16 protein-coding genes are annotated in these 14011 nt (G+C 75.0%); 5 read left to right on the top strand and 11 right to left on the bottom strand.

Going from position 1 to position 14011, the window contains the following annotated elements; translation table 11 throughout:
- Positions 1 to 41: 41 nt before the first annotated feature.
- Together O4J56_RS12925 and O4J56_RS12920 are read left to right on the top strand one after the other, a co-directional pair.
- Positions 42 to 1067: a LacI family DNA-binding transcriptional regulator gene (locus O4J56_RS12925; protein ID WP_270685990.1), complete on the top strand. Its 1026-nt coding sequence runs from the start codon at positions 42 to 44 to the stop codon at positions 1065 to 1067.
- The gene (locus O4J56_RS12920) at positions 1067 to 2335 is read left to right on the top strand and encodes an AGE family epimerase/isomerase (RefSeq protein ID WP_270685989.1); all 1269 of its coding nucleotides are present in this window, start codon (positions 1067 to 1069) and stop codon (positions 2333 to 2335) included. The genes O4J56_RS12925 and O4J56_RS12920 overlap by 1 nt, the downstream gene beginning before the upstream one ends.
- A 260-nt stretch (positions 2336 to 2595) precedes the next feature.
- Here the strand turns inward: O4J56_RS12920 and O4J56_RS12915 are convergent, their stop codons facing one another.
- The 4 genes from O4J56_RS12915 to O4J56_RS12900 form a co-directional block, all read right to left on the bottom strand.
- The gene (locus O4J56_RS12915) at positions 2596 to 3192 is read right to left on the bottom strand and encodes a dioxygenase family protein (RefSeq protein WP_270686020.1); all 597 of its coding nucleotides are present in this window, start codon (positions 3190 to 3192) and stop codon (positions 2596 to 2598) included.
- A gap of 155 nt (positions 3193 to 3347) precedes the next feature.
- Positions 3348 to 4346, bottom strand: coding sequence for an AraC family transcriptional regulator (locus O4J56_RS12910; protein ID WP_270685988.1), 999 nt, complete (start codon positions 4344 to 4346; stop codon positions 3348 to 3350).
- A 398-nt stretch (positions 4347 to 4744) separates the two neighbouring features.
- A complete protein-coding gene (locus O4J56_RS12905) occupies positions 4745 to 5761 on the bottom strand; it encodes an NADPH:quinone oxidoreductase family protein (RefSeq protein ID WP_270685987.1) in 1017 nt (338 codons plus the stop codon).
- 35 nt (positions 5762 to 5796) lie between these two features.
- Positions 5797 to 6201, bottom strand: a complete 405-nt coding sequence (locus O4J56_RS12900; RefSeq protein ID WP_270685986.1) for a MerR family transcriptional regulator — start codon at positions 6199 to 6201, stop codon at positions 5797 to 5799.
- Positions 6202 to 6313: 112 nt separating this feature from the next.
- On the opposite strand from O4J56_RS12900, the gene O4J56_RS12895 reads away from it, so the two are divergent.
- Positions 6314 to 7096, top strand: coding sequence for an SDR family NAD(P)-dependent oxidoreductase (locus tag O4J56_RS12895; protein WP_270685985.1), 783 nt, complete (start codon positions 6314 to 6316; stop codon positions 7094 to 7096).
- 7 nt (positions 7097 to 7103) lie between these two features.
- Here the strand turns inward: O4J56_RS12895 and O4J56_RS12890 are convergent, their stop codons facing one another.
- Complete coding sequence (locus O4J56_RS12890) at positions 7104 to 7754, bottom strand: NAD(P)-dependent oxidoreductase (RefSeq protein ID WP_270685984.1); 651 nt, start codon at positions 7752 to 7754, stop codon at positions 7104 to 7106.
- Positions 7755 to 7887: 133 nt separating this feature from the next.
- Here O4J56_RS12890 and O4J56_RS12885 point away from each other — a divergent pair, with 133 nt between their 5' ends.
- Positions 7888 to 8262: a winged helix-turn-helix transcriptional regulator gene (locus O4J56_RS12885; protein ID WP_270685983.1), complete on the top strand. Its 375-nt coding sequence runs from the start codon at positions 7888 to 7890 to the stop codon at positions 8260 to 8262.
- Between the two features lie 136 nt (positions 8263 to 8398).
- Here O4J56_RS12885 and O4J56_RS12880 read toward each other — a convergent pair whose 3' ends face one another.
- From O4J56_RS12880 to O4J56_RS12860, 5 genes are all read right to left on the bottom strand, one after another.
- The gene (locus O4J56_RS12880) at positions 8399 to 9592 is read right to left on the bottom strand and encodes an FAD-dependent monooxygenase (protein ID WP_270685982.1); all 1194 of its coding nucleotides are present in this window, start codon (positions 9590 to 9592) and stop codon (positions 8399 to 8401) included.
- Between the two features lie 128 nt (positions 9593 to 9720).
- Positions 9721 to 10704: an ABC transporter substrate-binding protein gene (locus O4J56_RS12875; protein ID WP_270685981.1), complete on the bottom strand. Its 984-nt coding sequence runs from the start codon at positions 10702 to 10704 to the stop codon at positions 9721 to 9723.
- 31 nt (positions 10705 to 10735) lie between these two features.
- A complete protein-coding gene (locus O4J56_RS12870; RefSeq protein WP_270685980.1) occupies positions 10736 to 10936 on the bottom strand; it encodes a DUF397 domain-containing protein in 201 nt (66 codons plus the stop codon).
- Positions 10933 to 11121 carry a DUF397 domain-containing protein gene (locus O4J56_RS12865; protein ID WP_270685979.1) on the bottom strand — a complete coding sequence of 63 codons (189 nt, stop codon included), beginning with the start codon at positions 11119 to 11121 and terminating at the stop codon, positions 10933 to 10935. The genes O4J56_RS12870 and O4J56_RS12865 overlap by 4 nt, the downstream gene beginning before the upstream one ends.
- Complete coding sequence (locus O4J56_RS12860; protein WP_270685978.1) at positions 11118 to 12050, bottom strand: helix-turn-helix domain-containing protein; 933 nt, start codon at positions 12048 to 12050, stop codon at positions 11118 to 11120. Before O4J56_RS12860 ends, O4J56_RS12865 begins: the two co-directional genes overlap by 4 nt.
- Here O4J56_RS12860 and O4J56_RS12855 point away from each other — a divergent pair.
- Positions 12030 to 12377 (top strand): hypothetical protein, encoded by a 348-nt coding sequence (locus O4J56_RS12855; protein ID WP_270685977.1) that lies wholly within the window; start codon positions 12030 to 12032, stop codon positions 12375 to 12377. The genes O4J56_RS12860 and O4J56_RS12855 overlap by 21 nt on opposite strands.
- Here O4J56_RS12855 and O4J56_RS12850 read toward each other — a convergent pair.
- Positions 12367 to 13716: an aminotransferase-like domain-containing protein gene (locus O4J56_RS12850; RefSeq protein ID WP_270685976.1), complete on the bottom strand. Its 1350-nt coding sequence runs from the start codon at positions 13714 to 13716 to the stop codon at positions 12367 to 12369. The two genes, O4J56_RS12855 and O4J56_RS12850, sit on opposite strands and share 11 nt — an antisense overlap.
- Between the last annotated feature and the right edge of the window lie 295 nt (positions 13717 to 14011).

The following is a 14011-nucleotide window of genomic DNA, read 5'->3' as shown; positions in this document are numbered from 1 at the left end:
TTCATAAACCCGTCCTCCCCCGGACGGGAAAGGAGGGCGGGGTGCGACGCCCCACCATCGCCGACATCGCCCGCAGGGCCGGGGTCTCCCAGGCCGCGGTCTCCTTCGCGCTCAACGGCCGCCCCGGCGTGTCGGCGGCCACCCGGGACCGCATCCTGGCCGCCGCCGACGCCCTGGGCTGGCAGCCCAACACCGCCGCCCGGTCGCTGTCGGCGGCCGCGGCCGGGGCGGTGGGACTGGCCGTGGCGCGCCCCGCCCGCACCCTGGGGGTCGAACCGTTCTTCATGCAGCTCATCTCCGGGATCCAGGGCGAGCTGAGCGAGCGCGGGTACGCCCTGCTGCTGGACCTGGTCGAGGACGTGCACGCCGAGGCGTCGGTCCACCGCCGCTGGTGGGCCGAGCGGCGGGTGGACGGGGTGCTGCTGGTGGACCTGCGCACCGGCGACCCGCGCCCGCGGGTCCTGCGCGAGATCGGCATGCCCGCGGTGCTGGCGGGCGGCCCCGACCCGACCGGGGCGGTGCCCGGGGTGTGGGTCGACGACGCGCGGGCGATGACCGCGGTCGTGGAGCACCTGCACGGGCTGGGGCACGAGCACCTGGCGCACGTGTCCGGGCCGCCGGGGATGGCGCACAGCGCCCACCGCGCCGAGGCGTTCACGGCCGCCGCGGGACCGCGGGCGGCGCGCGCGGCCACCGACTTCAGCGACGCCGAGGGGGCGGTGGCCACCCGGGGGCTGCTGCGGCGGCGCCCGCGGCCCACCGCGGTCGTCTACGACAACGACGTGATGGCGGTGGCGGGCCTGTCGGCCGCCCGGCAGGCGGGGCTGGCGGTGCCCGGCGACCTGTCGGTGGTGGCGTGGGAGGATTCGGCACTGTGCCGCCTGACCCACCCGACGCTGACCGCGCTGTCCCGGGACCCCTTCCGCTTCGGCGCGGCGGCCGCCGCCCGGCTGTTGGACCTGGTCCGGCGCGGGCCCGGCGGCGGTGGCGCGGGCGACACCGAGTTCGAGCTGCCCGAGCTGGTGGTGCGCGAGAGCACGGCGCCGCCCCGCCCGAACGGAGGATGATGGACCCCACCCCTGAGCACACCGCCCCCGCAGTCCCCGGCGGCACCGCCGTCCCCGGCGTCGACCCGGCGTGGCTGGCGGCCGAGGAGCGGCGCGTGGCCGGCTTCGCCCGCCCGGCGGCCCTGCCCGAGGGGGGCTTCGGCTGGCTGGACGAGGCCGGGCGGCCCGTTCCCGGCGGCACCGCCCACACCTGGATCACCTGCCGCATGACGCACGTGTTCTCCCTGGCGCACCTGCGCGGGGACGACGGGGCGGCCGCGCTCGCCGACCACGGGGTGGCGGCGCTGCGCGGGCGGCTGCGCGACGCCGAGCACGGCGGCTGGTTCGCCTCCTCGGACGAGGGCGCGGGCGCCAAGGGCGCCTATGAGCACGCGTTCGTGGTGCTGGCGGCCTCCAGCGCCGCGCAGGCGGGCCGTCCCGGCGCGGAGGAGCTGCTGGCCGAGGTGCTGGGGGTGGTCGAGGACCGCTTCTTCGACGCCGCCGAGGGCCTGTGCGTGGAGGGGTGGGACCGGGCCTGGCGGGAGTGCGAGGCCTACCGGGGCGCCAACAGCAACATGCACATGGTGGAGGCGTTCCTGGCGGCGGCCGACGCCACCGGCGACCGGGTGTGGCGCGACCGGGCGCTGGGCATCGCCGACCGGCTGATCCGGGGCGAGACCGCCGCGAACGGGTGGCGGCTGCCCGAGCACTTCACCCCGGACTGGGAGCAGGACCTGGACTACAACCGGGACGCGCCCGCCGACCCGTTCCGGCCCTTCGGCACGACGGTGGGCCACTGGCTGGAGTGGGCGCGCCTGCTGGTGAACCTGGAGGCGACGCTGGGGGAACAGGCCCCCGAGTGGCTGCTGGAGGACGCCCGGCGCCTGTTCGACCTGTCCTGCGGGCACGGGTGGGCGGTCGACGGCTCCGACGGGTTCGTCTACACCCTGGACTGGGAGGACCGGCCGGTGGTGCGCGAGCGGATGCACTGGGTGGCGGCCGAGGCGACGGCGGCGGCCGCGGTGCTGTGGGCCCGCACCGGCGAGGAGGGGTACGCCGAGCGGTACCGCGAGTGGTGGGACTTCATCCGGGAGCGCCACCTGGACGAGGTGCACGGCGGGTGGCACCACGAGCTGGCGCCGGACGGGTCCCCGTCGTCGACGGTGTGGCGGGGCAAGCCGGACGCCTACCACGCCTACCAGGCGGTGCTCATCCCGCGCCTGCCCGTGTCGGGCTCGGTGGCCGGGGCGGTGGCGGCGAATGCGGGGGCGGACCCAGCGGGCGGCTGACGTCCCCGCACCCGGCGGCGTCCGAGGAAGGGGCGGAGCCTTCGGCGGCCGCGGCCGCGGTTCGACGGCAGTCCGGCGGCGGCGTCACGCGGTGCCCGCAGTCCCGCCGATGGGCACGGCGGGCGTACCGCGGGTGTCCGGAGCGCGTCCCCGGTACGCACGGCCCCGGCTCCGCCCCTCCGCGCGGTCGGGTCCCCGCCCCGGTGCGGTCGGGGCGGGGACTTCGGAACGGCGCCACAGGCGCCGGGGCGCACCGCCGCTCAGGACGTGAAGTCGAGGACGAAGTCGAAGGCGGCGGCCCTGCCCGCCCCGTCGTCGCGGACGTCCATCAGCAGGCGGGGGTCGAAGATGAGGTCCGTGTCGTTGCGGGGCTCGCCCGGGAAGTAGAGCTGTGTGGTCAGCACCGGGCGGGACGGCGCCTGCACCTTCACATGGATGTGCCGGGTGCGGCCCGGGTACAGGCCCGGGACGATGGTGGACAGCGCGAACGCGCCGTCGGCGCCGGTGTACTGGTGGCCCCGGTAGCGGTAGCCGGCGTTGTCGTAGGCGCCGTAGTAGTCGGCCTGCCAGAAGTCGAGCAGGGCCCCGGCCACGGGGCGGCAGTCGCGGGTGAAGACGAGGCCGGTGACCGCCAGCGCCATGCCGGGGTCGCCGGGGATCCTCAGGTCGCCGGTGCGGGGCGAGTTCGGTTTGAAGTAGGGGCCCTCGGTCTGCGGCGGCGTGGGGTCGTCGCCGTCATCGCAGGACGGGGTCGGGTCGAGCATCCGCTCGCCGACCCGGTCGCGGGCCAGGGCGGGTGCGGAGCCGACCCCGGCGGCGCCGAGCACGGCGCCGGTGGCCAGGGCGGCCTTGAGCATCGTCTTGCGGGTGGGAGTGCCGTCGGTGCTGTCGGGGCTGTGGTTGCTGTCGTTGCTGTCAGGGCGGTCGGCCACGGCGGGCTCCTCCTGCGGGGTGGGGAGGGGACGGAAGAGGGGGCGCGGGATCCGGCCGGTGCCCCTCGGGAGCCCCGAGACTACGCCGCGTCACCTCCCGTGTGCGATGGATGTTCCGCGGGCGGCGTTGTGCTTGCCGCGGGTCCGGTGTCGATGCGGGCCGCGGCGCGGAAGGCCCCGGGGGTGGTGCCGGTCTCGCGGCGGAAGAAGCGGCAGAAGTAGGCGGGGTCGGTGAACCCGGAGGCGCGGGCGACGGCGGCGACGGTGAGCCGGGTGCAGGCCAGCAGGCGCTTGGCCTCCAGCAGCCGGGCCTGGCGGAGCAGGGCGCCGGGGGTGCGGCCGGTGGCGCGTTTGACCGCCTCGCCCAGGTGGCCGGGGGTGACGCCGAGGGTGTCGGCGATGCGCTCGACGGTGGCGCCCGGGTCCAGCGCGGCGGGGCCCTCCAGCGCGTTCAGGTACCGCCCGGCCAGGCCGGTTGCGGACTCGGGTGCGTCCTGCCGCAGGTCCGCTCCGTCATTCGCTCCGTCGTCCGCCCGCGCGGCGCCGCCCCCGGCCCCTCTTCCGGCCCCGGGTGGCCGGGCGGCGCGCACCAGCAGGACGTGCAGCAGCGCGCGCACGACGGTGGCCATGCCGGGGCGGCGCTCGTCGAACTCGCGGACGATCTCGGTGACGACGGCGGCGGCCTCGGCGTGCTCGCGGGGGCCGAGCGCGGTCCAGGTGCGCTCGGCGGCCAGGCGGCGCAGCAGGTCCCGGTCGTCGGGCCGGTCGAGCAGGAAGGCGTCCTCCAGCAGCAGCACGTACCCGTCGAGGCCGCGGGCGCCCTGCCAGTGGTGGACCTGTCCGGCGGCCAGCACCCCCAGGTTGGGCGGGGTGACGGGCAGCGGGCGGGTGTCCACGACGTGCAGGCCGGTCCCGGAGGTGACGAGCACGATCTCGTGGAAGGTGTGCCGGTGGGGGTAGTCGGCCCGGGAGAGAGGGCCGATGCTGTCGAAGGTGCCCACAGCGAAGGGCAGCAGGTGGGGCGAGGGGACCTCCAGCCGGTGCAGCTCCAGCGCGGGGCGGGCGGGGTGGACGGCCATGGGGGGCGCCTCCTGGGGAGGGGGCTGCGGAGTGGGGAAGTCTACTCGGCGCGGGCGGACCGGCCGGGGAGGGAAGAAGCGCCTCCGCGTAAGCCACGGAGACGACACCGCTCCGAGGGAGGTGCCCCGGACTCGGAGAGGTCGGCACCGCAGGGGTCCGGCCCCGCCGACTCCGCCGCCGAGCGCCGCCCCCGCGTCGTTGATCTCGGGAAAAGCGCCCCTAAAAGCGGCCCGGAAGCGTCGTTTCTCCCGAGATCAACGAGGGGCGGCGGTGCGGGGCGCACTGGTGTTGATCTCGGGGAAGTCGGGCTTATCGTGTCCGGTTTAACCCCGAGTTCCCCGAGATCAACGACGAGAGGGCGCCCGCTCGGCGGGCGCCGCCGAACTCCGGACAGGACCTAGCGCCAGGGGTCGAGGGCGTGCTTGCCGCTGGTCCGGCCCTTCTCCAGGCTGCGCAGCACCTCCGGCCCCTCGGCCAGGGGGTGGACGGTGGGCGATCCGGGCGGGTACACGCCGTCGGCGATGAGGGCCTCCAGCTCGGTGAGCAGCGACCGGTACAGCGCCGGGGCCGCCTCCGCCAGCGCGCCGATGTGCAGGCCCTTGACCTGCACCGGGTGGGTGAAGACCAGGTCGTGCGTGCTGATGGCGGCATCCCCCGAGGCCGCGCCGAACACGACGACGCGCCCGGTGACGGGCCGGGCGGCCGACAGGCTCGCCTCGAAGGTGTCCCGCCCCACCGACTCCAGGACCAGGTCGGCCCCGCCGGTCCGGCGCTCGATCTCCGCCGCCAGGTCCGGGCGGCGGCGGTCCAGGACCTCCTCGGCGCCGAGCGCGGCGACGGCCGCGTGCTTGGCCGGGGACGCCGTGGCGACGACCCGCGCCCCGTAGTGGCGGGCCAGGCGCACGGCGGCCTGGCCGACGCCTCCGGCCGCGGCGTGCACGAGCACCGTCTCCCCGGCCTCCACCTGCCCCAACGGGCGCAGCGCCGCCAGGGCGGTCGCCCAGTTCAGCACCATCCCGAGGGCCTGGGCCGCGCTCCAGCCGGCGGGAACGGGCAGCACCCCCGCGGCCGGCATGGTCATGTACTGCGCGAACGCGCCCGCCCCGGTCCCCACGACGCGGGCGCCGACCGGGAGCGGACGCTCGACGCCCGCTCCGACGGCCGTGATCTCACCGGCGGCCTCGAAGCCCGCCGTGTAGGGAGGGTGTGGGCCCCCGCCGTAGGTGCCGCGGGTCTGCATGGTGTCGGCGAAGTTGACCCCAGCCGCGCCGACGCGGACCAGGTACTCGCCCGGCCCGGGGGCCGGACGCGGGTGGCCGGTGGTGAGGACCAGGTCCTCCGGCCCCCGGTGGGACCGCTGGACCAGTGCGCGCATCGTCTGTTCGGGCGCGTGGCGCCGCTCGTCGTTCCGCATGCGCCGAACGTAGGGGCCTCACACTTGCGGCAGGGTCAAGCCGGGCGCCCGGGGTCGGGGCGTCCGCCGTCGCGCGGCGGGTACCGCCGACGGGCCTCCCGCAGGTAGGCGTCGAGGCCGTCGCGCTGCTCGCTGAGGACGGCGATGCGGGCGTCGAGCCGGTCGCGGTGGTCCTGGACCGCGCGGAGGAACTCCGCGCGGTAGGCCTCCGCTCCGGCGCCGGCCCCGCCCTCCGGATCGGGCAGGACCTCCCGGATCAGCCGCACGGGCAGGCCGGACTCCAGCAGGGAGCGGATGACGGCCACCCGGTCGAGGGTGGACGCGCAGTAGTCGCGGAACCCGTTGCCGCACCGGCCGGGAACGATCAGCCCCCGGTCCTCGTAGTGGCGCAGCGAGCGGGCGCTGACACCGGTGACCTTGGCGGCCTCGCCGATCCTCATGTCCCACGGCAACGCCCGCCCGGCCGGGATGCTTCCCGCGCTTCCCGGACCGTGCCGCCCGGAACCGGAAAACCCGTTGCCCCGGCGGGAGCGGCACAGGGAGGCTGCCCTCATGATCGATACGGGACTCGATGGTGCGGCCGTCCTGGTCACCGGGGCGGCGGGGAACATCGGGGCGGCGATCGCCCGCGCCTTCGCGGCGCAGGGGGCACGCGTGGCCCTGCACTACCTGGGCTCCGACCCGCGTGAGCCGGACGGGGTCGGCTGGGAGCACGTGACGCCGGGGCGGGAGGCCGCCGAGGCGCTGGCGGAGGAGCTCCGGGGCGCGGCGGTGGAGGCGGACCTGTCGGACCCGGAGGCGCCCGCCCGCCTGCTCGACCGGGCCGAGGAGGAGGTGGGGCCGCTCCGGGTGCTGGTGAACAACGCCGCGCACTGCGAATCGCCCGATGCCGTCGGCGCGCTGAGCGCCGCCGGGCTGGAGCGGACCTACCGGGTGAACACCTTCGCCCCGGCCCTGCTGGTGGCCGGTCTCGCGCGGCGGGCGGCCGACCGCCCCGGGCCGCCCCCGTGCGCGGTGAACATCTCCACCGACGCGGCGCGCGCGTTCCCCGGGCAGACCGGCTACGGCACGTCGAAGGCGGCGCTGGAGGCGTTCACCCGGAGCGCCGCGATCGACCTGGGGCCCGCGGGCGTCCGGGTGAACGCGGTGGCGCCGGGGCCGGTGCAGACCGGGTGGATGGACCCGGACCTGGTGGAGCGGGTCCGGCCGGTGATCCCGTTGGGCCGAGTGGGCGCGCCCGACGACATCGCCGACGCGGTGGTGTTCCTCGCCTCCCGCCAGGCCCGGTGGATCACCGGCCAGGTCCTCCAGGTCGCCGGCGGGCACGCCCTGTGACGGGCGCTCAGTAGCCGACGGTGAAGCGCTCGCCGATGTGGGCCGGGGTCTCGATCTCGTCGATCAGGGCGACGGCGTAGTCCTCGGCGCTGATGCGGCTCTCGCCCTCGGCGTCGGACACCAGGGTCTCGGTGGCGGTGCGGTAGGCGCCGGTGCGCTCGCCGGGGGCGATGGTCGCGGCGGGGCTCAGGCTGGTCCAGCGCACGTCGGACACGGTGCGCAGGAAGTCCAGGGCGTCGCCGTGGGCGTGCATGATGTCCAGCAGCCAGTCGGGCAGGCCGGGGGCGTCCCAGACCTGGGAGCCGTCGGGGGTGCGCAGGCTGCCCGCGCCGCCGACCATGATCAGCCGGGGCGCCTGGTCGCCGAGCGCGCGCAGGGCCTCGACCAGCGCGCGGGCGGAGGGCTCGACGAGCGCCTTGTGGCCGGCCCCGTCGCCGCCGCCGACGGCGCTGACCAGGACGTCCTTGCCCTCGGCGGCCTCGGCGACCGCGGCGGTGTCGAGCACGTCGCCGGTGGCGACGGTGAGCCCGTCGGCGGTCCGGTCGATCTTGGCGGGGTCGCGCACGACGGCGGTGACGGTGTGCCCGCGGCGCAGCGCCTCGTCGACGATGCGCGATCCGATGGTGCCGTTGGCTCCGATGACGGCGATGTCGGCCATGGCGGTTCTCCTTCGACGGTGGTTCCGTTCGGTGTCCGCCGCTCACACTAACTAATGGTTAGCACTTACGAAAGTGCAGTACATGCGATCTGGATCACGGCGATGCGGAGGGATGGGGAGGTATCGTGCTCAGGTGAGTTTCGAGGACCTGGCCTACGACGTGTTCCAGAGGCGCTGCCCGTCGCGCTCGGCGCTGGAGCACATCACCGGCAAGTGGGCGGTGCTGATCCTGGGCGCCCTCGCCCAGGGGCCCGCGCGCTTCGGTGCGCTGCGCAGGCGCGTGGACGGGGTGAGCGAGAAGATGCTGTCCCAGACGCTGCAGACGCTGGAGCGCGACGGCTTCGTCCACCGCGAGGTGCACCGCCAGATCCCGCCGCACGTGGAGTACTCTCTGACGGGCCTGGGCCGGGACACCGCCGCGCACCTGATGACGCTGGTGGAGTTCCTGGAAGACCGCATGGACGAGGTCGAACAGGCCCGCACCGCCCACGACGAGCGCGCGGAGTAGGGCCCCGGACACCGGCGAGGCGCCCGCCCCGGAGCCCTCGCTGGGCCGGAACGGGCGCCTCGACGATCGATGACGGACCCGGGCGGGAGGTCTTCTTCCCCGTCCATGGCGGCTCGGCGGGATCACCTCCCCGGGGTCAGGTGTCGTAGCGGGCCATGTCCACATCGCTTTCGACCCCTGCGGGAAGCCGCGCGCCCAGGCGGAAGGCGAGGCCCGCCGCCTTCATCATCGCGACCATGGACGTGTCCCGCAGCGCCATGCCGGCCCGGCCGGTGCGCGGCGCCACGAAGCCGGTCGAGTACCCGCCCACGCCCTGGGAGCTCTTCACGAACCCGCGCATCGCCGCCTCGTAGGCCGCGAACGCGCGCGCGTGGTCGCCGTCGGCCGCGGCCAGCTCCCCCGCCAAAACAATCGCCCCGACCAGGCCCAGCACGCTCCCCTGCCCGGTCATCGGATCGGGGCAGAAGGCCGCGTCGCCCACGAGGGCCACCCGCCCCTTGCTCCACGCGTCCATCCGGATCTGCAGCGACGGCGCGAAGTGGACGTCCTTGGCGTCCCGCATGGCCTCCACCAGCCACGGCACCCGCCACCCGAGCCCGTCGAAGAGGCGCTCGACGAACGCGTCCCGCTCCTCGGGAGCGAACGCGCGGGTGTCCATCGGGCGCTCCGCGCGGAACAGGAAGAGCCCCTCGAGCAGCTCGTTGCCGGGGAAGGCACTGATGGCGCAGCCCCGGTAGGGCCCACGCCGGAACATGACCGTGTCCTGGACGCCGAGCGTGTTGGGCGTGCTGAAGATGACCAGGTGGGTGCCCAGGTAGTGGGAGTGGTCGGCCGTGGTCCCGCCGAAGACCAGGCCGCGCACGTTGGAGTGCAGCCCGTCGGCGCCGATGACCAGGTCGAAGCGGCGGTCCGGGCCGCGCTCGAACTCGACGTCGACGCCGCCGGGGTCCTGGTGCAGGGCGGTGACGGAGTCGTCGTAGACGTACTCGGCGTCGTCGCGGGCCCGGTCGAGCAGGGTCGCGCACAGCTCGCCGCGCCGGATCGCCAGGCCCGCGCTGTCGAGCGGGACCTCCATCGCGTATCGCCGCTCGCCGCCGAAGGGGTAGATCTCGACTTCCGGGGACGGGGCGCCGAGCTCGCGCACGCGGTCGAGCACGCCCGTCCGCCGCAGCGCCTCGAGCGCCGGGGCGGACAGCTCGATGCGGTGGCCCCCCGACCGCGGTTCGGGGGCGCGTTCGACGACGGTCGGCGCGAAGCCCTTGCGGCGCAGCCAGTGGGCCAGTGTCGGGCCCACGACCCCGCAACCGGAGATGAGGACGGTGGTCGCCATGGTCGCTCCAAGGGGAGGGTTCTCCCCATGCTCGCCCCCGGCGCTTACGAACGGCTGACAGCGCTGACGGGGCCCTGAGGGCGGGCGGACATGCGCATCCGGGCCTGCCGGGCCGGCGCCGCGGGCCGTCACAGCGCGGGATCGGCCTCCCCGGTGACCGCGTCGGTCATCTCCTCCACCACGCGCAGCGCGGCGTAGTGGTTGGAGGCGCCCCAGTGGTCGTAGTCGGCGGCGTAGACCCGCTCGTCGCGCACCGCGCGGAGGTCGGCCCACACGCCCGAGCCGTAGGAGGTGGGAGCGTCCTCGTAGCCGCTGCCGGAGAGCACGAACAGCACGTCGGCGTCGGCGCGCTCCAGGTTCTCGTAGCTCTCGGAGATGAAGTCGCGGTCGGCGTCGGGCTCGTCGTGGCCCTCGGGGCGGGCCAGCCCCAGGTCGTCGGCGATCTGGCCGGGGAATGAGGCGGGGGTCTCGATGCGGATCTCCTGGGGGCTCTGCAGGCGCAGCAGGGACACCTCGACGGAGGCGGGGTCGCCGGCCTCGTCCTCGATGCGGGAGTGGGCCTGCTCGACGGCGAGCCGGTACTCCTGCTCGGCGGCGTCGGCCTCGTCGGGGGTCCCGAGGACGTCGGCGACCTCGGCCAGGTGGCCGCGCCAGGACTCGGTGCCGGTCCACTCCAGCAGGACGGTGGGGGCGATGGCCTCCAGTTCGGGGAGGGTCTCGGCCTGGGCCCCGAGGTCGGTGGAGACGCCGATGATGAGGTCGGGCTCGGCCTCGGCCAGGCGCTCCAGGTCGACGTCGCCTTCGGCGGGCGAGCCGGAGACGACGGGAGGGGCCTGGGCGCCGTCGGGCAGGAAGGGGGCGAGCCCGCCGTCGTCGGCGGAGGGATCGCCGAGCGAGCCGACGACGTCGGCCCCGAGGCGGGTGGCGGCGGCGAGGGTGGGCCGCCACAGCACGGCGACCCGCTCGGGGTCGGCGGGCACCTCGACAGGCCCGGCGGCGGAGTCGACGGTGCGGGTGTCCCCCGCCGGAGCCGGATCGGCCCCCGAGGTACACCCGGCGAGGGCGAGGAGGAGGACGGCCGACGGGGCGGCGACGGCGGGGGACACGCGCATGGGATGATGGTATTCGGTTAGGCTAACCTCATCAATGCCCCACACGCTTCACATCGCTGACGAGCGCGACCCATTCGGCACGTGTGAAGGACAGGTGACCCAGACCCCGGTTCTGCGTGTCCCTGACATGGACGGCTCCCTCCGCCGTCGCGACCTCCACGCAGCCGGACTCGCGGCCGCTGTGCGCCGACTTGGCCCACGACCACGCCTCTATAGGGCCCACCGTCCTCATAGCCCCCCGCGCTTGAGCTCTTGGAGCAGGGACATCCACTCCACCCGGGGGAACGACACATACCCCAGCTCTCTATACCGGGTGTCCCGGACGAGCACCCGGGACGAGGATTCGGCCACCTCGACGCAGGTCGTCTTGCCCTGGCTGTAGCTCGACTTGCGCCAGCCGTTGCGCAGTTCGGTCAAAGCGACTCCTTGATCCGCACCATCATGTCGACAGAATCGGTCGGCGACCGCGACCATACCTGGAGTCGGCCGAATGCCCGCTCGAGCTGCCGAATCAGCGTCTTGTCCCGGCTCAACGCCTCACCGCCCGCGTGCTCGGTGCAGAGCATGAAAGGCGTGTACTGCCGGTACATCAACCGGAACGCCCCGACCGTCCAGGAGAAGTCCGGAACGTCGGCGGGGAGCACCTGGATGGTAGCGGACGGATCGGCCGCCTCCCGCACCAGTCGTTCCATTTGGGGGCGCATCACCTCGGGGCCGCCGACACCCGCCCGGAGCACCTGCTCAGGGATCACGACCTCGAGGCGGGCGCCCCTCAGCTTCTCGCGCCATCCCTGACGGGCGTCCGCGACGCCGTCAGCCACCCTCGTGTCGTCCGATGGATCGACGTGCGCGACCAGAAGCCGGGCGTATTCGGGTTCCTGGAAGAACCCCGGCAGCACGAACGGATGGAAGAAGCAGATGCGTGTCGCCTGCTTCTCGTATTCCGCCGCCTGCTCGAACCAGAAGGGCTCGTTCCTCGCCCGGTCGGCGTCCTTCCATGCCTGGAGGAGCTCACCGTTCGTACCGAGGACGCTGTCGAGCGCCTGCACTATGTCCTGGTTCGGGGCCCGCACCCCGCGTTCGATCTTGCTGACGAGGGAGGCCGAGTAGGGAATCCGGGCACCCAGGCCGTCCAGGGAGAGATCGGCCTCACGTCGGGCTTCTCGAAGGTACTTACCGAACTGTGCCCATGACGGCACAGGATTCTCAGGCATGTGCCGATTTTCCCACGTCCCCACGCACGCGTCAGGACTTTCGAGTTTTCCTCCGGCACCGTCCAGTGCAATGCCTTCAACCTTGTTTTCCCAGGTGAAAGCATCGGTGACATGAACGAGGCGATCCAGCACGAAGACCGGACCATCCGTGCCGACGAACGGCGACGGCGGTGGCGGCACCTCCGCGACCTCCAGGCCGCGCTCAAGCGGCGGGGCATCCGCACCTGGGTCCAGGGGTGGGAGGACGCCATCCGCCGCGACCGCGACGACTACGTGTGGCACGACGGCCCCCACCCCTACCTCACCCTCCCCGTCAGGGACACCGCGCCCGACATCGTCGTGGTCGTCGACGGCCGCGACTACGCCTGGCGCCACTCCGACGGACTCCCCCGCCGGGTCCCCGTCGACCGCCTCGGCCTGGCCGTCGACCGGGTCATCGGGACCCTCATCACGAGCTGACCCGTTCCGCCTCCTCCGGGGACGAGCGGGCCAGCCGCGCCAGCACCTCCAGCGCCGCCCTCAGCTCCCCCTCGCCCGGGGCCACCAGGGCCAACCGCACCGCCGCCGGGGAGCGCCCCCGCCCGACCGCGAACGCCGACGCCGGGGTCACCGCGATCCCCCGCCTGGCCGCGGCCGCCGTGAACGCCTCCGCGCGCCACCCCTCCGGCAGCTCCCACCACAGGTGGAACGCCCCCGGGTCGGCCGTGACCGCCTCCCCCTCCAAGCACGCCGCGGCGATGCCCTGACGCCGCTCGGCCGCCAGCCGCTTGCCTTCGACCAGCCCCGCCACCGTCCCGTCGGCGACCAGGCCGGCCGCGGCCTCCAGCGCGAATCCCGTCGCCGCCCACGTCCCCGACCGCAGCGCCCCGGCCACCCGGTCCCGCAGGCGCGGCGGCGCGCACGCGAACCCCAGCGTCAGCCCGGGTGCGACCCGCTTGGACAGGCTGTCGGTCACCACGGTGCACTCCGGCGCGTGCGCCGCCAGCGGCTCCGGTCCCGGCTTGAGGAACGCGTACACCGTGTCCTCCACCGCCACCAGGCCCAGCTCCTCCACGACCCGGGCGATCCCGCGCTTCCGCCGCCCCGACATGGTCGCCCCCAGCGGGTTGTGCAGGGTCGGCTGCAGGTACACCGCCCGCAGCGGCGCGGCCCGGTGCGCCTCGCGCAGCGCTTCGGGCACCATCCCCTCCCCGTCCATGGCGACGGGCACCGGGACGATGCCCAGCCGCGCCGCGATGCCCTTGACCACCGGGTAGGTGAACTCCTCCACCGCGAACCGCTCCCCCGTCGGCACCAGCCCGGCCAGCGCCGCCGCGATCGCCTGGCGGCCGTTGCCCGCGAACAATACGCCGTCCGGGTCCGGGGCCCAGCCGCCGCGCCCGAGCAGGTCGGCGACCGCGCTCCGCAGTCCGGGCCCTCCCCCGGCCTGCGGCGGGCGGAGGGCGCCGTCGAGCGCCCCGGGGCGCAGGAGCCGCCGGAGCGAGGCGGCGAGCGCCTCCTCCTGCCCGTCGAGCACCAGGTAGTTCAGCTCCAGGTCGACCAGCGCCCCGCCGGGCTCGGCGAGTGCGGTGTCGGCGGGCGGCGGCCCGGCGCGAACGTAGGTGCCGCGCCCGACCTCGCCCACGGCCAGGCCGCGCCGCACGAGTTCGCCGTAGACACGGGCGGCGGTGGAGGGGGCGATGCCCCGCTGCCGGGCGAAGCGCCGCTGCGGCGGGAGGCGCTGCCCCGGCCGCAGCCTTCCCCGGGCGATGTCCTCGGCGATCGCATCGGCGACCGCCCTGAAGTCCTCCGCACCCACCGGCTACCCCTTCCCCTTCCCCGCTCGCTGCCTCGGCCGTACCGGGAGCCACCGCCGCCGAACCCGGCCGACTCCACCGGCCCCGACACGTCCCACCGGCCCGATGCGACCACTCCGGCCTCAGCTCGGAGCCCGTTCCGCCTCTGACCGGCACCCGACCGTCGAAGGCCGCCTCCGCCCGCCCCGGTCTCGGAGCGGTTGCGCATTGCTCCGAGAGCATTCCAGATCATTGCTCCGACGTTGAGCGGGGGCCTAGCGTCGGCTCCGCCGGCCCACACGTCCACCACCGCCCACC

This window comes from Nocardiopsis endophytica, assembly GCF_027706725.1.
In the GTDB taxonomy this organism is placed as follows: Bacteria; Actinomycetota; Actinomycetes; order Streptosporangiales; family Streptosporangiaceae; genus Nocardiopsis_A; species Nocardiopsis_A endophytica.
Note: the sequence above shows the minus strand (reverse complement) of the source record. Positions and strands in the feature narration are given on the sequence as shown.

Coding starts and splice junctions, on each gene's coding strand:
- O4J56_RS12920 (WP_270685989.1), top strand. CDS start 1,067: ATGGACCCCACCCCTGAGCACACCGCCCCCGCAGTCCCCGGCGGCACC.
- O4J56_RS12915 (WP_270686020.1), bottom strand. CDS start 3,192: ATGCTCAAGGCCGCCCTGGCCACCGGCGCCGTGCTCGGCGCCGCCGGG.
- O4J56_RS12910 (WP_270685988.1), bottom strand. CDS start 4,346: ATGGCCGTCCACCCCGCCCGCCCCGCGCTGGAGCTGCACCGGCTGGAG.
- O4J56_RS12905 (WP_270685987.1), bottom strand. CDS start 5,761: ATGCGGAACGACGAGCGGCGCCACGCGCCCGAACAGACGATGCGCGCA.
- O4J56_RS12900 (WP_270685986.1), bottom strand. CDS start 6,201: ATGAGGATCGGCGAGGCCGCCAAGGTCACCGGTGTCAGCGCCCGCTCG.
- O4J56_RS12895 (WP_270685985.1), top strand. CDS start 6,314: ATGATCGATACGGGACTCGATGGTGCGGCCGTCCTGGTCACCGGGGCG.
- O4J56_RS12890 (WP_270685984.1), bottom strand. CDS start 7,754: ATGGCCGACATCGCCGTCATCGGAGCCAACGGCACCATCGGATCGCGC.
- O4J56_RS12880 (WP_270685982.1), bottom strand. CDS start 9,592: ATGGCGACCACCGTCCTCATCTCCGGTTGCGGGGTCGTGGGCCCGACA.
- O4J56_RS12875 (WP_270685981.1), bottom strand. CDS start 10,704: ATGCGCGTGTCCCCCGCCGTCGCCGCCCCGTCGGCCGTCCTCCTCCTC.
- O4J56_RS12870 (WP_270685980.1), bottom strand. CDS start 10,936: ATGAGGACGGTGGGCCCTATAGAGGCGTGGTCGTGGGCCAAGTCGGCG.
- O4J56_RS12855 (WP_270685977.1), top strand. CDS start 12,030: ATGAACGAGGCGATCCAGCACGAAGACCGGACCATCCGTGCCGACGAA.